Source organism: Nostoc sp. FACHB-190 (assembly GCF_014696905.1).
Taxonomy (GTDB): domain Bacteria; phylum Cyanobacteriota; class Cyanobacteriia; order Cyanobacteriales; family Nostocaceae; genus Nostoc_B.
In genome coordinates this window covers 1-17,377 of the sequence record NZ_JACJQW010000039.1, presented here as the reverse complement: position 1 = coordinate 17,377, position 17,377 = coordinate 1, and the positions used below count along the sequence as shown (strand labels likewise).

Below are 17,377 nucleotides of genomic sequence, written 5' to 3'. Positions count from 1 at the left end.
AGAGTTCATTTGCTATTTCCTGGAGGCTCAAGTTCTACTTCCAGATAAGAAAGCGCAGTGTCAGCATCACTGATAGTCAGGTCGGGTTGATACTCAAGTGTTAAGTAATCGGGGTGTTTGGCAATTTCTTGAATGAGGAACTTTGCACCATTAACTAAATCGTGCAGAGATGGATAACTTGCTTGAGTGGTTTTTCCAACCGTAGAGTTAGCAGCTAAAACAATTACAGGAATAGCATCTAATTGATGTTTTAGTGATTGAATTTGACGCTGATGATTCTGGATTTCTGCCTCTAACGTTGTTTTTAATTCCTGCGGTGAAAGTAGTTTAATTTCGTCTTCAGTACGATGTTCTTCATCTTCACCGTGCTTATCGAGCAACAGAATATAACGCCAACCCGCACCATATTCGTCAGCTAAATATGTGTCTTCGGCGTAATATTTGAGTCCGATAATCACACCGATTTCTGTCCTTTGCCCAAAGCCAAAGCGAGGGTACTGCCAATCCTGGGGAATTGAGATTGTTTGTTGCATTGTTTTAATTAGTGAATGGTTATTTGTTGAGATTGAAAAACTTAATTACGCTGCGATAGTTTTGTCCTCAGCCATACTTGCAGCCGAATCATCGAGTGCTACTGCTGCGTTTAACGGTTTGGCGTACTGTTTCTCGTTTACTTCGTTTGTCCAATGCGTGAGGTGTTGAAACACCAAACCCAGCATTGATTCACCTTTGTAAACACGGTAGATTTTGGGGCAAGCACCGGAACAGTAAACCAGCGTGTAGCCTGGGATTTCGACTAACTCTGCGTTTGGATGAGTCGGGGGTAAAAGTATTGGTTCGCAGCAATCACCCCAGTTAGGATCTTGAATAAATGACATATTTGCTGTAATTTGCATTTATTGTAGTGAGGTAGTGATCGCTCTCTAAAGATGCGACCGCTTTTCTACTGTCGGTACTATGCGGCTACAGGTTGTCTGATTCCCAATAGAGCAATCGCCTCATCAATACTGTCAGTTGTGCGGCTGCCCCCCAATGGTCTTTGTCGGCTGTACCATTGATCTGTGCGGTTGTATCCTATAAAACCCACTCGTCGGTTGTTGAAATATAGGGTGGTGCTGAAGGAAAGCCAGTCAATCTCTCCGTGAGTCAAGCCGTATTTTTGACAAGCTGTTTCTAATTCTTCGCTCAGGCGATCGTTGCGTTCGCGTGGTGTTTCGGGTAGGGTTGCTTTAACTTCTGCAACTCTTTTGGCGAACCAGTTGCGGTCGAAGGGTAGTCGTCCACCATTCACCAATTGCACCCATACGGTGATTCCGGCTTCTATCCAGATGGTGCGGATGGTTTCGGGTTCTACTTGGATAATCTCGGCAATGATGCGGCGGTCACGAGATGTTAGCGGATCTGCGGTTGGGGCTATGGTTTGGGCTTGCGTTTCGAGATGGTTGTAAAATTCTGCCTGTGCTGCGGTTTGCTCGTCTATTGTGTTGCAGTTGAAGCTTTTGGGTGCTTGCGTTGAATATGTGAACTGGTTCATAATAGAGTTCTCCTTTTTAGGGACAGAAGGCGAACGCTTAGTTTTCTCAGGACGGGCGGTCGTCTTTTGTTTTGATAACTCTATTGTCTAATGACAGTAGACAAATGTCAAGGGGCAATAGACACAATTGTTATTGCTGTACTAAAAAATTCTTCGATACTGCTGTTTAACGCTTTGAGGAGAACATAAATTTTGGGGAAAGAAACCGTAGAAGCTGAATTATCGTATCTTTCAGGGTCTTCAAGCATATGAATATATTGATGAGAGATGCGCTCTCCAAGCTCTGCGGTTTTTTCAGAAATTGATCGGACAGAATGAGTGCCACGTAATGCTTTCAGGCGTTCACCTAGCTCTTTATCCCAGTAAATAGAAGCAACGTATTTTGTATCCAACATAATGATTATTTGTCTACCAGCACTTGCCATAATCTAACAGATTTTATATTCTATAGGTACTAGACAACAAAAGCGACCGCCTCCACTAATCTTTATCGAAGCGATCGCCCTTATTGTTTACATTGCCAGGCGCGTCAAAGATTTTTAAATCATGATGCGTAATTTTATGATGCCATACAACTGCTAGTAAGAGTAGACAAACAATCTTGGTAAATAAGAGTGCTGGCAAGCGTTTTGACGATTTTGTTAACAAAATTGCTCGATGCTTAATTCTTTAGTGGGCAAGGTTTATGCTGACACTGGAAGAAGAAAAAATATCAGCCACTTCGTACGGCATTCTCAATACCAGCATAAAAGAAACGTTTACGTCCATTGACCGCTTCGAGTGGCAGGCGGTGGACGAAATATTGCAGATGCGTGATAAACAGCTTTACCGTGAAGCTGGCTATCAAAGTTTTGAGGAATACTGCCAAGCCGAATTATCTGCTTGGGGTGGCTACCGGAGAATCAACCAACTTCTGGGAGCGAAAAAAGTAATTGATGCAGCTGATGAATTGGGCGAACACATCAAAAACGAGCGTCAAGCCCGTTCGCTGCTAAGGCTAGTTAAGGAACCAGAAAAACTCAAGGCTGCTGTTGCGATCGCACTGGAAGATAATCCTTCACCAAGCGAATCAGACTTTGCGGCAGCTGCAAATAAAGTGGTTCCTCGTCTGCCACGCCAGAAAATCACCGAACCATTGGTTCCTAAAATTGAAGAACCAGAAATTCAGGAACCACTGGTTCTTCAAACCAACACAGTCACGATTACGTCACCAAATCATCCAAGACACGGAGAATCAGGAACCATCTCAGCCGATCCACCCAATCAAAGACAGCAGATTGTTACCTTTGAGGATGGCAGCAGGGAACTGGTCAACAATGCGGATTTGAGTAATAACGCAATTGAGTCATTCCCCACCGAAAGAACCTACCCCAAAGAGTACGCCGAAGCGATCGCCGCACTCAAACATCAGCATCAGCAGGAATTAGAACGACTGGAACAGGATTTGAGAATTGGTTTGCAAACGGAAGCTGCTGAATTGGCAGAAGAACAGGTAAAAGAACAACTGACCGCTTTACAAAACCTGTTTCAGCAACAAAAGGAAGAAAATATCCAGCTACAGCAACGATTGTTTGAGTTGGAAGGATTGAGGCAGTTAGAACTGGAGAACCAGCGATTACAAAAACGTATTCAGGAATTGGAACGTGCTGTAGAAGAACGCCCTGCTCAGGAATGGGGGCATACTCTTACCAAACAGGCAACCAAGGCTCTCAATAAACAAGTCAAACAAGCCTTAGACAAGACTATTGACCTGCGATCGCTGGCACAGGAACCACCAAAGGAGAATGCCCAAGAGTGCTTACGGTTGATGGGTATTGCTTTGGGTAATCTGGCCAGTGCCATGAACAACACCCAAGCATTGGAAGCTGCTGCAATCATCCTCGGCAGTGAGCCAACCCCGCAAGCGATCGCATATCGGGCTGAACAATTGCAACTCATTCCCCAAGCCGTAAGCGACATCCGGGCTGTGTTGTCCAAACCTGGGTGTAGCTGGTGGGACTATTTAGAAGTGGCACAGGAATATGAGGTTATCAAAGCTGACTACTGGGCGGAGTTAACACCCAAAGAAGTTGACTTAATCACTGCCCTTGAGAAAACCGCATCCTCTCAAATTACGGAACCAATGGTTCCTGAAGAAGTCCCTGCCGAATCTGGTTCTTCTGATGCTGAAGTGATTGGGCTGGGTTCCATCGTTGCCCATGCGGATATCTACTGCGCTTTGTATAACGCCAAGGGTGAAGTCATCGAAGACATGGGGGATGAGGTTTGGGTGGCTTGGGATCACTGGCGAGACAAGCCCAAGAAGACTGACCGCTATTTCAAGGACGAGTTGCGGTTCTGGCAAGACGAGAACCAGTAAATAGAACTCGCTCTCTACAACCAAAAAGCTGAATGTGGCATTAGAACTATGTCGCCCATATTGTCATGCTTAATTTTAGGAGAAATTATGACTACAGCATTAAAAGCAATCAAAGGTGGCCAAAATAAAGGCGATCGCAGAACAGAGGAAAAACCAGTTCGACCCCACTGCAAAATCTCGATTGAGGATATCAACTGGGTACGACAACAACCGCCCTGTGTGCAGCAGCTATGGTTGGACTCGGTTGCAGCAGAGCAATTTGGTGGGTCTGCTCACAAGCTGGAAACTAACCTCACTTACAAGTCACTCCAGAAAGCAGGTGCAGCGTTGACTGCCCAAGGGCTGTTTCAGTATGAGGAAGTGTTTGGCCGATTGCCTTCTGGTAGACCTGGGCTGATTGGGTATCGTGTCCGTAACCTTCACGGTTATTACAATCGCTTTTACTGGGAATCGTCCACATCGGGCGAAACCAATTCTTGTGACGAGAAAGCCGTCCATGCCGGGAAGGAAATCAACCACACCGGGAGGAACCAAAACCAACCCGAAGTGAAACAATTCCACCCTGATTTGGAACAATTCCAAAAGAATGGTCAAAAAAGTGAGGATTTGCAAGGCTTCCAGAAACCTAACAACGTTTCTAACTATTCTTTAACTACCTACCAACAACCAACTAAGGTTGTTGGTAAGGTAGTTAGTTCTTCCACGCAAAACAAAAATTTGTGTGTTGATGAGACGGCTGACGCGCCCCCAAAAGGCGCGTCGCCTCAAACTGTCCTTGGCGTGGAAGAAGAAAAAGAAGAGTTACCTGCGGTAACGGACTGCACGACGCTGACGCTTGTAGAAGCCGTGCCGAGTCAATCCGCTTCGTTGTTAGAAAAGAAGGAAGAATTGGGTGTTGACCAGGAAATCATTCATGAAGACAATTTTTCCGCCGCGCCCATCGCTGCAAATTTAGAAAACCTCAATCAGCCCCAGAACCAAGCTCAACCGAGCCTGTCTGCTTCGTTGATGGAAAAGAATGAGGATTTGGATGATGAGCCGGGAACCAATCATGAAGGCACATTTTCTGCCGCCCCTGCCACGCCGAATTTTGAAAATCTCAGTCAATCCACAAACCAAGCTCAACCGTGTCTGTCTGCGTCGTTGATGAAAAAGAATGAGGATTTGAGTGGTGATGCGATCGCACGTCGTGATGAGAATTTTTCCGCCGCGTCTGCCGTTCCAGAAAACAGCCATTTCGCCGCGTCCTCCCAGGAACCAAAAGCCCATCATGAAGGTGTTTGTGCTGTGGCGGCTGACTCTGATCCTGAGAAATGGTCTTATGAGGCTGTTGTTGAGAGATCAAGAGTGCGGCCTTGGCGTATGGAAAAACTGAAGATGGCGGAACAATGGCGCGAAAATCCAGGGGATGATTTTTTGATGGAGTGTTGGGCAGATGATCCGGCTTTGAGGATTGTGATCAAGAAGCTGGTGGCGAAGTGTCCGCAGTGGGGGCTTGTGGTTGTCGATGGGCTGTTGATTGAATGGGAGCGAGAATAAGGCGGCAACAACCCTAAGTAAGAGCTTGTCAAATAATAACCTTCCTTCTTTTTAATTAGAAATGCTTTTTTAGCAAGTGTTCTAGACAAAAAAATGTAAAAGTTATTTTTTTACAGGCTCTAATCAATTTAGTACCCAGTAGCCGTCAAAATTCGTATTTTCCAAGAATTAAAGCGAAGTACGGTTATCCCTACTCACAAAGTAGTACCTTTATATACCTCAAAGGTTAAAATTTTGACAAATTCCAGTACAAGTTTACTATTGATACTATTTACGGCATAAATTAATAAAAAAGCTAATACATCCCCATGAAAATAGCTAGAACAGTTGATGAAGCTTTTGAAATTTTTTTAAGAGATTATGTCAATTTAGATCCCGATAAAACTAAATTACCTAGAAGTAGTCGAAATTGGCTCCTTTCTCAAATACACTTGTTTCCAAGTAAGGATAGAAACTTTCCAAAGCTGTACTCAGAGAAAGATATATTTTTTGGCTCATTTGCTAGGCGTACTAAGAAACGAGAGCTAGATGATGTTGATATAATGATTGCCCTTAGTGCTGAAGGCAGCCAATATCAAGAATATGCAGATAGGGTCGAAATATATGTCCCTAATTCTGAATATAAATTGAAATTGCTGTGTTATGAGAACACAAATAAACTTAATTCAAGGAGAGTTATCAATAAATTTGTTAGCCTCCTTTCGCCGGTTTCACAGTATGGTAGTGCTAATATTAAGCTTAATAAAGAAGTTGCTATTTTAAATTTAAAGAGCTATCCTTGGACTTTTGATATAATACCTTGTTTCTTTACAACTAAAGATGCCTATAACAGGACTTATTATTTAATACCTGATGGAAAGGGCAACTGGCAAAAAACTGACCCTAGAATTGATAGGAGTCGTGTCAATGAAATAAATCAGATGCACGACGGCAATGTATTAAATGTCATAAGAATTATAAAATATTGGAACCGAAGACCTACAATGCCATCTATGTCTTCGTATTTATTAGAAAATATGATATTAAATTATTATTCTACGCAATTTTATTTCAAAGCTAATAAATATGTTTATAAAGAAATTTCTAAAGTATTAAAATACATTCAGGATAATATTTATTCTCCAGTTTACGATCCTAAAGCTATTCAAGGTAATATTAACAGTTTAAGTATGGAAGAAAAAACTAAAATTTTTACTAAAGCATATTTTGATGAAATAAAAGCTTTAGAAGCTTTAAAATTAGAAAATGAAGATAGACAAAAACTATCTATTACTAAATGGAAAGATATTTTTGGTTCTAATTTTCCTGGATATGGTGAATTTTAACAAAAAAACATAATGTATGAATGATATTCCTCAAAAACAAAATCTACCTAATCAATTAGAAAAATTAGCAGCACAAAGGCAATTATACTCTGATGCAAAAGTTTTGCAATTTATTAGCGTATTAATTACTGTTCCCTTAGCAATTATATGGTCAATTATAATTGCTTTCTTCCCTAACATGACAGTTTATGCCGGATTGTGGGGAATCATAGCTAGTTTATTAGAAAGTTTAGTTTTTACTAATATCCAAAAATCCCTTCAAGAGAAAGCTGCAAAAATACAGCAACTTTTTGACTGTGAAGTTTTGCAATTTAATTGGTTAAGTCTGAACTGTGGGCTTCGTGTTGAGCCAGAAACTATTATTGAGGCAGCTAATAAATTTAAGATTAAAGAGCCAAACTATGCAAGCCTTATAGATTGGTATTCGCCGACTGTTGGACAGTTACCTCTTGACCAAGCACGAGTAATTTGCCAACGTTCCAATGTATGGTGGGATGCTCAATTACGTCGTCGATATGCCATAGTAATGATAACTATACTATTTATCCTTACACTTACAGTTTTCTTAATTAGCTTGATTGGGGGTTTAACACTTGAAAAATTTTTATTAGCAGTAATAGCTCCCTTGGCTCCAGCTTACGTTTTTGGATTACGCCAATATACTGAACATAAGGAGGCTGCAAACAGGCTAGATCAACTTAGGGAAGATGCTGAGGCTCTTTTACAAGACTTAAAAAACGGAAAGTTAACCTCTCAAGATTTAGAAAGAGAGTCATATACTTTACAAACTCAAATTTACGATCACCGTCGGCGCAGTCCATTAATTCTTGATTGGTTTTATTCTCGCTTGAGACGTAGGAATGAAGAACAAATGAATAGAGGGGCTGAGGATTTAGTTGAAGAATTGAAGAAAACTCCTTAAATTTAAGCTTATAATCCTTATACGGTTGGAGAGGCAACTTTGACGACTATGGTAGCTAAACATGGCAATGTAATGATGGTAATGAAATCTAAGTTTGGTTTAAACTACATTATTCACCCTTTGCATTTTGGAGTAACTTTGCTATTTCTATATGATTACTTTCCAAAGCGTAGTTTAACGCGATCTTACCATCATGATCTTTTATAGTAATATCGGCATTAGCTTGAAGCAAAGTTTTTACCATCTCCGTATTACCCATTTTTACTGCTTTTATGAGAGCCGTTTTTCCAGTAAAGTTTTGTGAATTCAAATCAGCTTCTGCCTTTAGCAACAAGCGAACTACTTCTACATTTCCACTTTCGACTCCATACATCAATGGTGTTCCACCTGTATCTCCTTCTGTCAAATTGGGGTTAGCATTTGCATCTAATAATACTTTCACTATCTTAGAGTACCCTGCTTGAGCAGAAATCATTAAAGCGGTCATTCCATTTTGATTCCAAACACCCTTTTGTCTGTAAGCATCAACATTTATACCACTAGAAATTATTGCTTGGACTAATCTAGTGTGTCCCTCAGATGCTGCGGCAAACAAATGTGTTGCTCTCAATTCAGGTTTAGCTAATGGAATTAAGTAATCAACTATATCCCAGAAATTTTCAAATGAAGCATACATTAAGGCAGAATTGCCATAAACATCTATTTGATTAATGTCTGCACCAGTTTCAACTAATAACTGAACAATTCCTAAATTTCCTGTGCTGGCAGCCATCATTAGTGGCGTTACTCCATCTTCAAGTTGAAAGTTAATATCACATCCAGATGTAATTATTTCTCTGGCATATTGTAGATTTTCCTGTGTAATAGAATCAAACAATTCTTCTATTAATTCCATATCGATACTCATTTTTCAGTTACTTAGTCCTAGATACTAAGGGTGCAACTACTGGATTAACTCTGTATGGTAAAGCTCTTTTTTGAATTTTTTTATACTCCGCTTGAGTTGGAGCAAAAAAAGTGACAAATAAAGCAACAGGTTGATACTGATGTCCATTCTCATATTTTGCATAATTCATAATAGCTTTCCACTGATTGCTATAGCTACTACTAGCCACTGTTTTACCAGCTAGTTTTACATCTCCAATTAAGTAAGCTTTTGGGTTTTTATCTGTTGTCCGGGGGCCTCCACTCTTTATAATAAAGTCTGGTCTTGAGCCAAATAGCTTTAATTCAAAATAGCGCTGACTTATATTTGATGGAATTTCACTTCCACAAGCAAAACCATCATCAATAGGCTTTCCTAAACTTGAAACCCTAGGTTGTAACCAAACATTTTGAGTAAACTGAGGAAAAGAACCTGAAATAACTTCACATACAGCGTTAGTAAGTATATTTTCAAATTCAATTCCTGCGTCTAAAGTTCTCCCCAGAGCTTTAACAGTATCAAACGCATTGAAAGGAACTAGTTGATTTACAACAGATAGAAGAATGTCTCCAGCCACTCCTTTAACTTTATCAAGCAGATATTCTTTTGCTTGTTGTGTACTATAGGATTTTATACCTTGTAGTATATTTTCTACTTGACGCGCAGAGGCCAATTCCCCAAGAGTAATCATTCCTGTTGGATCGCTATATATGTAGGGATTGTTATACACAAACTGATAAGGATTAAAGCTTTCAGGTTCAGTCTCAATAATATCCACAGGGTCACGGCTCAAAAACAATCCTGTTGCAGGATCGTAATCCCTTGCCCTAAAGTTGTACAACCCGCTTTGTGACTCTAGCCACTGCCCTTGGAACCTAAAGTCACCGCCTGAATCATTATCTGTACCACCTACCTGTGACAAAATACTGCCGAAGGCATCATAGAGAAACTTTCCTGAACTTGCACCACTACCGTCAGCCAATCCAATCACACTACCCATCGCATCGGTCAGGTAGTACACAGCATTGCCGTTAGCATCTATTCGCATGAAGGGGCTGCTACCGCCACCATAAATATAGTTGCTGATGAGATTACCACTACCATCAGTGATGAGGTCGGTTGATTGTAGTCCTCCGCCCATTGCTGGAGCAACCAAGAATCTGCGTTCTTGCATCCCTTCTATTGCTTTAACTCGATTACCTTGACCATCGTAAATATACTGTGTTGTCTCGCCAGTAGTTTCATTTTCTACTGTTGTTAAGCGGTCATAAGAATCATGCTCTAGGTCAAGCGTTTTACCATCACGTTCAATCAGCGTTAACCGACCATCAGTGTCATAATCATAGTTTTCAGTTTCACCCGTTTCAGTGACAGTATCTAACTGATAACCAGTAGAGTAATTGAAAGTGCGATTGCCCCCGCTTGTTGATTGTACTTGTCTCTTACCAGACGCATCATAGCTATAGCTGGTTTCATTCAGCAATTGCCCAGCAGCATTGTAGTAAGATTCCTTTTCAACCCGCAGTGCTGAATCATACTCCAGTTTCACGTAAGAGCCATCTTCACGAGTTATCTTGCTGGGTTCGCCAATCCTTTCACGTTCATAAGTTACAGATGCCAAAACTTGACCTTGCTCGTTCTTATGAACAATTGATTTAATTCTATCCAAATCGTCATATTCATAAGTGGTTTTCACTCCATTTGGCAGTGTTCGTTCTTGCAAACGGTTCACGACATCGTACTTCATTGTAGTGATGCCGTTAGCAGGGTCTTTAATCCAGCTAAGATTGCCAAAAGCATCGTAGTCATATTCAGTCGTGTACGCTGTTGCAGTAGCAGATCCTTTCTCTGTTAAAGTCTTAATGCGCCCCACAATGTCGTAAGTGTAGCTAATACTGCTACCGTTAGGAGAATCAATCCCTTCAAAACGTTTATTGCTGTCGTAGCGGTAAGTTGTTGTACCTGTAGAGTCAGTCATCGTCTTGACTGCACCTTCTTCAGTATAAGTAAAACTAACAGCACCAGTGGTGGAAGAAGTTTGCGAGGTCACTTGTCCCGCATCATTATACTGATAGGTGATAGTTTCCCCAGATGGCAGTGTCTCCATTTCCAAACGGTTGTCACTAGCACGATAAGTCATCTGCTTGAAACTACTATCGCCATAGGTGACTTTTGCCAAATTGCCCAGTGCATCATAACCATACTGCAAAGTTTCACCTGTAGGGGAAGTGATCTTTGCCAAACCATCATCACCGTAGTCATAGACGTATTTGCTATTCCCCAGATCAGTAGCAGACTTCAATCTCCCCAAATCATCATATTCAAATACTCGGTCATTGCCGCCAATATCCACTACTCTAGTAGGATAATCCTTAGCTTCTTGCAGATTGCTTGCGTAGAGATATTCTGTTTTCTCACTAAATTTGCTTCCGTCGCGCAACTGATAAATTGTTTCTTTCGGCAAGTAATAATCATCAGAGACAGTTGTTGTTCTACGTTCCAATGGGTCAATTACCGTTGTTTGCAAGCCATTGTATTCGTAGCGGTAAGTCCGTATTTCCACAGTTGTGTCAACTATGGGATTATTATTGGCATCAAGAATGAGATTACCTGAAGCATTAGTTAAATATTTACCGCTTTCGGTGGAATCTAGGCGACCTGTGCGAGAGTTGTAATTGTACCGAGTAAACACCTTTAGGGTATCCACTTCTTCAATCACCCGACCACCTGCATCGTATTTTTTGCTTGTGGTTGCACCTGTCTGTAAATCCTTGACGCTGGTTACTCTTCCAGCAGCATCGTAGCTGTATTCAGTAACATCATTACCACTAGCATCCGTTTCCCTCCACAAACGCCCAGCTAAATCGTACTTGAATGTTGGTGTTCCACCATCAGCAGTCACCCAGCCCGCCAACTTGCCATCAGCAGTTAATTTGCGCTCAATCTTGCCAATGGTGGGAGCTTCCAGTTTCGTCCAATCACTACCAACACCTTCATAATCGTATTTCACCCAGATGCCATTACCGTAGTCAGTAAATTTCTCTCGTCCCAGTTTGTCATACTCAAAAGTAGAAATTTCATCATCACTGGTGTCATTAGGAGTACCATTATCTTCCACCATCCGCTTCAGCTTTCCGTTGGCATCGTATTCCATTGTTGTGATGCTGCCATCCGGGTCGGTAGTTTGAATTAAGTTGCCTAAATCGTCATATTCGTAAACTGTTGTACCAGTGGAGTCTGTTTCACTTCTCACCAAACCATTGGCATAATAGCTGAACGACTGAATAACGTTCCCTTTGCCATCCTTCATTGACAGCAATTGGCCATAACTATCGTACTTCATGATCATGGAAGCACCAGTTGGCGTTACCAGCGATGTCATGTTGCCGAACTTGTCGTAAGTGTAGTATGAGCTTCCAGGAGTGACAGTGGCACAACCGCAATACTGCTCTGTACGAGATTTCAAATTGCCTTTGTCATCGTACTCATACTTAGTTACGAGATTGTTAGCATCTGTTACTTGCAGCAGGTTGTTATTGTCGTCATATACCATACGGGTTTGATTACCGAGTGCATCGACGACACGTACAACATTACCTCTGGTGTCATATTCATAAGTGGTAGGATTCCCTAACACATCCTTGACAGTTTGCAGGGAATTAGCTGGGTCGTAGTCAATCTCTACAGAATTACCTGTGGCATTGAGCGTTCTTTTTAATCTGCCATCTTCCCCATACTCAACTTTTGCACCAGTACGGTTTAGGGGATCGATGATTTCTTTCAAATAATGGGGTTGAGTAGTATCGTAAACAAAGCGAGTCTCAAATTGTTCTTGATCCTTAACACTCACCAAATCACCCTTCGCATCGTAGGTGTACCTGATAAGTTCACCCATCGGGTCTTTAACCGCAGCAATTCTACCCTGTGCATCCCTCTCAAAAGTGACTTGTTTCCCGGCAGAACTGTATATTCCATCATCCGTATAAGTAAGCTTATTGCCGTTAGTGTCGGTTACAGTAAGCAGATCCCCAGTCTGCGCGTCGATTTCGTAAACGATACCTTCCTTGGTCGTCAGCACGTACACATTACCGAAATTCACGTCTGCGGGATTGTAATTTATTCCACCATTCAAGCCAACATACTCATCCGTCCCATCCTTCCGCAGAATCCGCGCACTCTTAACGGTCAACGTGCTAGTAACCCCTTTATCACCAACAAAAGCGGGTTTATACACTGTACTGTTAACCCCACCGATCGCACTCGCCAATCCAAATATCGGATCTACTGTGGGACGGAACGTAAAGGCTTCCCGCTTGCCACCCGGTAACGTGATATACACACGAGTACCATCCTTAAACGCCGACTGGTAGCCCAGTAGTTGCTCCTCCTCACTCGGTGGACGCAGAGAAGTCCGAAGATCAGTATCTCTAAACTCAAGCCGCCACCCATACCCAAAGTCATCGGTAATACCCGAAGTGAGGGTGTCATACGTGCGTGTCAGCGTGATCGGAATCCCGGTTACAGGAACCGTCAAATCAGTAAACGACAGCCTAAAATTCCCCAGTTTCAACTCGCCAGCAACATCAACGACTTGTTCAACTGTGCTGGCATTGTTGCCCTGGTCATAGGCAGTTAACCGCAGGATGTACGAGTCATTTTGTAACAGAGATGGATCAAATTTACCTAGTACATTGTTATTGACTGTAGTTGTACCTCGGAAAATTTCTTTGAACTCTCCACCAGCAACAGGCGCGACTTCTAGGATGTAATACTTGAGATCGTCATCGTTGATAGTACCAACAATATTGACAGGTGCAGTGATTAGACTACCAGCGATCGCACCAAGGTTGAGGCTCACTTGAGGAGGATTGACGCTATCAGGATTACGGACAATTACATCGAATGTCGCTTGGTTAGTATTACCTGCTGTGTCAGTGGCGATCGCAACGGCGTTCAAATCTCTTAATTCACTAGCTGCTACTCTGGCCATACCATTTGCATCAAGCACAACCGCATTACCATTGACTAGCAACTGTAAACCAGCAACCTTTATATTGTCAGTAGCTCTTGCTTGGAAGATTACGGTTTCACCTAAATCAACTTGATCGTAATTTGCTATCAGCCTGACTTTTGGTGCTATATCATCAGCCGCTACCACAAGGTCATACTGCTGCGGAGTGGACACGATACCATCACTGACAGATACCAGAATTTGATGCGTCCCAACATTACTAACAGTCGGGTTCCAGCGCAATCGTCCTAGCGCATCTAATGTTATGCCTTTATTGACCGACACTTGATCTAAGGTGTAGGTTAAGCGATCGCCATCCACATCCGCCGCAATAATATCATAAGCATAAGCACTACCAGGAGTGGCAGTTAACACAGGAGTAGAGCGAATCACTGGGGCATTGTTAGCTCGTGCAGTCAAGTTGAAACCTTGTGCTGCACCTAATCCACCATCATCAACTGCACCGACAACGATTCGGTAGTTACCAGCCACCGGATTCTGCCAAGTCAACAGACCAGTCGCCGCGTCAATGGTAATACCCGTGACATCCATAGGCACGTACAACAGCTGATAAGTCAAGAGATCGCCTGCATCTGGGTCAGTTGCTTGTACTTGGTAGCTGTAAGCACTGCCAGTATTTGCTACGTACACAGGAGTGGAAGTGATACTGGGTGCGTGATTGAGCGCGGTTTCGCTCACTTCAATAGTAAATGTTTGGATTATTGCATCGCCCTGACTATCAGTAACTAGTACTTCAACGGTTTGAGAGCTAATTTGGTCTCCTTGAGGAGTCCAGCGAATCATACCGTTACTGTCAATGGTCATGCCGTCTGGCTTTGTACCTAGAGCAAACGTCAGTTCATCATTTTCTGGGTCATTGGCAACAACTGTGTAAGTATAAGCCTGATTTAATGCTGCTCTTGTAACTGGTGCAGAAACAATCTGCGGTGGTGCATTAACTCCGGTGACAGTTAAAATAAATTCCTGACCAATGTACAAGCCATAAGCATCGGTGAGTCGTACTGCTACAGTATGTTCGCCAACTTGATTAGTTGTTGGTTGCCAGCGCAATAAACCAGTCTGAGCATCAATGACCATACCAGTTGGTGCATTGTCCAAGCTCCAGAACAGCAAATCGCCATCTGGGTCGCTGCCTGCAAGGTTGTACTCATAAGCCCGATCTAGGTTGGTAATTAGGTTAGGAGCAGAAGTAATGGTGGGTGCATTATTAACGTAAAAAGCAGCACTGACTACATTAATATCAAAAGATTGAGTAGCAATTCCACCGCGACCATCGCTGACATTCAGTTTGACGTGTTGAGAACCAAGTTGTGAAGCTTGAGGCTGCCAGAAAATTCTGCCACTGCTGTCGATGGTCATGCCGGCTGGGGCATTCTCCAGACTCATTGATAGTGGGTCGCCGTTCGGGTCAGCAACTTGGACTGCGTAGAAGTAACTCTGTCCTAATGCAATTTCAGTTCTAGGATTAGAGCTAATAACTGGGTTTTGATTGAGTGGAGCATTTTGTGCGTCCAGTACCTGAATTTCAAAAGATTGAGTAGTTTTACCACCCCGACCATCGTTAATCGTAATTGCAAACAATTGTTGACCGATTTGACTATCAGTAGGAATCCAAGTTAAAAGACCAGTCTGCGGATTGATGTGAGCATTACTAGGCGCAGCAGTCAAACTGTAAGTGATAGTGTCACCATCTGGGTCTTGAGTACGAGGCTGATAGGAGTATGTTTGCCCAACAGCAATCGGCTCTGTTGGCAGACCATAACCCGGCCCAGATAAAAATACTGGTAAGGAATTAAAAGGATCTACTTTAATTTGGAATGATTGTAGAGTTTGTTCACCGCGCCCATCAGCCACAGACAAAATGACATCATGCAATCCTAAGTCATTAGCCGTAGGAACCCAAGAAATTAATCCCGTTGTCGGATCAATTACCATACCATCAGGCCCAACCTTGAGACTGTAAGAAACTGGGTCGCCGTCTGGGTCACTAGCGATGGGTTTATAGCGGAACTTCTGCCCTGCCATTGCGGTTGTTGTCGGCTGGCTGAGGAAAGTAGGTGGTGAGTTAATTGCCGACCCAATAACATTGACAAAATCAATTTGTTTAATTACTTGATTATTAGCAACCGTGACCTGATAATTTCCAGTGGTCGGTGTAGTTAAAGACCAAGTAGGTTGGAGTTCTTGTACTACGGTATAATTACCAGCCGCAACATTAAATGAGTAATTACCTTGATTATCGGTGCGTGTAAATACTTCATCCCCATCGCGTTGACCATTATTATTACTATCAAGGTATACAGGAACATTGGCTAATCCTTTACCTTGAGAAATGGTGCGAATTTCAATGTCATCTAGACCCCAGCTTTCATTATCAAAAGATAAGAAGGGATTGTCTCCTGAAAAATCTAGGATTAAATTATCGCCTGAATGTTCAAAGGTAAAAGTTAAATCATAAACAGTATCTCCATAGAAGCTGTAACCCAAAGTATTCACTTCAGAAGCACCTGTACGGGGTGCATTATTGGCAGTAGAGGGAATATCAGGATGAGTATCTGGATAATTATTAGGATAAGCTTGTCCTGCATGTTGCCCAAAAGTATTTTCATACCAATAAAAATCTACATTCAAGAAATTGGTATGGAGTAGAGTAGGTCCATCCCGTACTATTAAATCCCAGGTATGTGGTACATCACCCAACCAATTCGCATTCCCATCCCAAGATTCAATGACAAACAACTTAAATGACAACGTGATTTTGTCGTGTTCGGGTAAGTCATTAAGTGTTAGGCTCGTCTTCCCTCCTCCTTGCCCATCTCTGGCATATCGCCCTAAAAAGCTGCGTTCCCCTACTGGAGTGATTTCTGTTTTCGGGTTTGACCATTCAGACAATGATTTTGTTGGGTCTTCAAAATCTTCAAAGTAAATCAGTTGTTCTTTTGGCCCACCATTATCTACATAAACTCTGCCACTAATGACTCCTGGTAGAACATCTGAAGTATTTAAAGTGAAACTTTGAACATCTACCCCACCTCGGCTATCTTGCACCTGCACTGTCACATCCTGTTGACCTACTACGGGAGTAGTCCAACTAATTATGCCAGTATGGGCATCAATGGTCATTCCTTCTGGAGCTTGCACTAGTGAGTAAGTTAAAGCATCATTATCTGCATCCAGCGCATTAACATCATAAGTGTAAGTTTTAGAGATATAAGCTGAAGTTGTTGCTTCTGAAATGATAGTTGGTGCATAGTTTCCAGCTTGTGCTTGCGTCCGTACCTGAAAAGCTTGCTCGGCAACTCCACCCCGACCATCGGTAACTGCAAACACTACATTGTATGTGCCTAGTTGTGTGCCTGTGGGAGTCCAATTAACTACTCCTGTATTGGGGTCTATCGTCATCCCTTGTGGCCCATTGACCAGTGAAAAAGTTAAACTGTCACGATCAGCATCCTGAGCAACTAATTGATAAGTATAAGGAGTATTAATTTTGGCATCAACTATTGGTGTAGAAGTGAAAACTGGTGGTCGGTTCGGTGGTGCATCAATTACAGATAAAGTATATTGCTGCTGCGTCACACCACCACGATTGTCATCTACTTCCACAACAACGACTTGATTACCAATAGTTGTCGTTTCCCAATTAATTAAACCAGTAGTAGCATCAATCGTCATCCCATCAGGGGAAACCAACAGTTTGTAGGTCAATGAATCGCCATTAGGGTCAGTAGCATTGACATC

The 17,377-nt window shown here is 42.3% G+C and carries 10 protein-coding genes; 4 read left to right on the top strand and 6 right to left on the bottom strand.

The window, feature by feature from the left end; genetic code table 11:
• Nucleotides 1–5: 5 nt before the first annotated feature.
• The 4 genes from H6G28_RS29045 to H6G28_RS29030 form a co-directional block, all read right to left on the bottom strand.
• Entirely contained in the window at nucleotides 6–533 is a 528-nt protein-coding gene (locus tag H6G28_RS29045) for a hypothetical protein (RefSeq protein ID WP_190676148.1), read from the bottom strand.
• Between the two features lie 45 nt (nucleotides 534–578).
• On the bottom strand, nucleotides 579–878 hold the full coding sequence (locus H6G28_RS29040; RefSeq protein ID WP_190676146.1) for a hypothetical protein: 300 nt from the start codon (nucleotides 876–878) through the stop codon (nucleotides 579–581).
• Between the two features lie 77 nt (nucleotides 879–955).
• Nucleotides 956–1,534, bottom strand: a complete 579-nt coding sequence (locus H6G28_RS29035) for a hypothetical protein (protein ID WP_190676144.1) — start codon at nucleotides 1,532–1,534, stop codon at nucleotides 956–958.
• Nucleotides 1,535–1,641: 107 nt separating this feature from the next.
• A complete protein-coding gene (locus H6G28_RS29030; protein ID WP_190676142.1) occupies nucleotides 1,642–1,959 on the bottom strand; it encodes a hypothetical protein in 318 nt (105 codons plus the stop codon).
• 260 nt (nucleotides 1,960–2,219) lie between these two features.
• Here H6G28_RS29030 and H6G28_RS29025 point away from each other — a divergent pair, with 260 nt between their 5' ends.
• The 4 genes from H6G28_RS29025 (at nucleotide 2,220) to H6G28_RS29010 (ending at nucleotide 7,679) form a co-directional block, all read left to right on the top strand.
• Nucleotides 2,220–3,893 (top strand): hypothetical protein, encoded by a 1,674-nt coding sequence (locus tag H6G28_RS29025; protein ID WP_190676140.1) that lies wholly within the window; start codon nucleotides 2,220–2,222, stop codon nucleotides 3,891–3,893.
• Between the two features lie 87 nt (nucleotides 3,894–3,980).
• Nucleotides 3,981–5,432: a hypothetical protein gene (locus H6G28_RS29020; RefSeq protein WP_190676199.1), complete on the top strand. Its 1,452-nt coding sequence runs from the start codon at nucleotides 3,981–3,983 to the stop codon at nucleotides 5,430–5,432.
• A gap of 308 nt (nucleotides 5,433–5,740) precedes the next feature.
• Nucleotides 5,741–6,757 (top strand): hypothetical protein, encoded by a 1,017-nt coding sequence (locus H6G28_RS29015; protein WP_199332968.1) that lies wholly within the window; start codon nucleotides 5,741–5,743, stop codon nucleotides 6,755–6,757.
• Between the two features lie 16 nt (nucleotides 6,758–6,773).
• Nucleotides 6,774–7,679 carry an S-4TM family putative pore-forming effector gene (locus H6G28_RS29010; RefSeq protein WP_190676138.1) on the top strand — a complete coding sequence of 302 codons (906 nt, stop codon included), beginning with the start codon at nucleotides 6,774–6,776 and terminating at the stop codon, nucleotides 7,677–7,679.
• Between the two features lie 109 nt (nucleotides 7,680–7,788).
• Here the strand turns inward: H6G28_RS29010 and H6G28_RS29005 are convergent, their stop codons facing one another.
• Both H6G28_RS29005 and H6G28_RS29000 read right to left on the bottom strand, forming a co-directional pair.
• Nucleotides 7,789–8,574, bottom strand: a complete 786-nt coding sequence (locus H6G28_RS29005; protein ID WP_190676136.1) for an ankyrin repeat domain-containing protein — start codon at nucleotides 8,572–8,574, stop codon at nucleotides 7,789–7,791.
• A gap of 19 nt (nucleotides 8,575–8,593) precedes the next feature.
• Nucleotides 8,594–17,377, bottom strand: an 8,784-nt coding sequence (locus H6G28_RS29000; RefSeq protein WP_190676134.1) for a putative Ig domain-containing protein, incomplete at its 5' end; no start/stop codon positions are given.